Source organism: Aerococcus sp. L_32, assembly GCF_050689315.1.
This window is the reverse complement of the sequence record NZ_JBOEQF010000467.1, coordinates 1-1,473: the sequence shown is the minus strand read 5'-3', so window position 1 is coordinate 1,473 and position 1,473 is coordinate 1. Positions and strand designations below refer to the sequence as shown.

General features: G+C 41.2%; 1 protein-coding gene. It reads left to right on the top strand.

Annotated features, from left to right (window positions below; genetic code table 11):
* Positions 1-48: 48 nt before the first annotated feature.
* Positions 49-1,473, top strand: a 1,425-nt coding sequence (locus ACRCJ0_RS13925; RefSeq protein WP_431390824.1) for a bifunctional metallophosphatase/5'-nucleotidase, incomplete at its 3' end; no start/stop codon positions are given.

The following is a 1,473-nucleotide window of genomic DNA, read 5'->3' as shown; positions in this document are numbered from 1 at the left end:
AAAGTGTACGAATATGATATGATTATACAGAATGATTGGGGTGTTGATATGAAGGAAATAATTCATTTTTATCATACAAATGACTGGCATTCTCACTTGGAGAACTGGCCAAAATTTTTACGTTATTATCAAACACAAGCGGATAAACATCGAAGTGAAGGCGAAGCCCATTTTCTTTTTGATATAGGTGATGCAGTTGACCGCCAACATCCTTTAACAGAAGCTAGTCAGGGGCAAAATATGATGTTCTTGATGAATGAAATTGGGGTAGATGTTGCGACAATTGGCAACAACGAAGGGATTGGAAGTCAGCATGATATCCTAGACAACCTGTATGAACAGGCTGATTTTCCGGTTGTTTTAGGCAATATTTTCGATAAAGAAAGTGGCCTACCACCCAAATATACCCAAGACTACACCATGATTCAAACCAATCAGGGCAGTCGGTTTGCGGTATTTGGCATGACGGCCCCATTCGAAATTTCTTATAGCGTAGTTGGCTGGGCCCCGATTGATCCACTCTTGAGCATCGCACGTGTATTAAAGGACATCAAGGCAAATGAAACTTTTGATGGTATTCTGCTACTGAGTCATCTCGGTTTACCAGCAGACCGCCAAATCGCTGAGCAATTTCCAGAAATCTTGGCTATTTTCGGTGCCCACACCCACCACGTTTTACCAAAAGGCGAGTGGGTCGGCCACACCCTATTAACTGGTGGCGGTAAATACGGGCAATTTATGGGCCATCTAACCCTTGAAATCAATAAAGATGAAGGGCATTTATATACCCCTGGCAAAATGACAACAGATGCGCAACAAGCTAACCCGATTATCGATTATGCACGCTATTTCAAATTGGACGAAGAATTGATCGCTTCTGACCGCATTTCTGCCTACGATGAAGACTATAACAAGGTAAATAGGTGGTTAGAAGAGGGCGAAAGCCAATTGAAAAACCAAATCGTTGGCCAATTACCTATCACTTTAACAGCGGATGAGAATCATTTTTCACCCTTACAATACGACACCTTATTGGCCATGAAAGTAGCCAGTGGTGCAGATATTGCTATGATTAATTCGGGCTTATTTCTACAAGGATTGCCTGCTGGGCCAGTATCCAAATATGATTTGCATAAGGCACTACCACATCCTATTCGCTTTATGGTGGTCGAGTGTACAGTTTCAGAATATTTGGATCAAATATACCCGCAAATTACAACGCTCAGACCAGATTTACAAACTATGCCGATTAAAGGATCTGGATTCAGAGGGCGGATTTTTGGGCAATTAATGGTGTTAGACAATGTAAAATTAGACCAGCTTGCACCAGATCAACCTTTGAAAATCATTACAATTGACCACCTATTGTATTTGCCTTTTTTCACGGAACTAATCAATAAAAAACATTATTTATGGGGACAACCCTTTATACGAGAACTCATTGCGGATAAGATTCAGCAAGCCAGTAGTCGC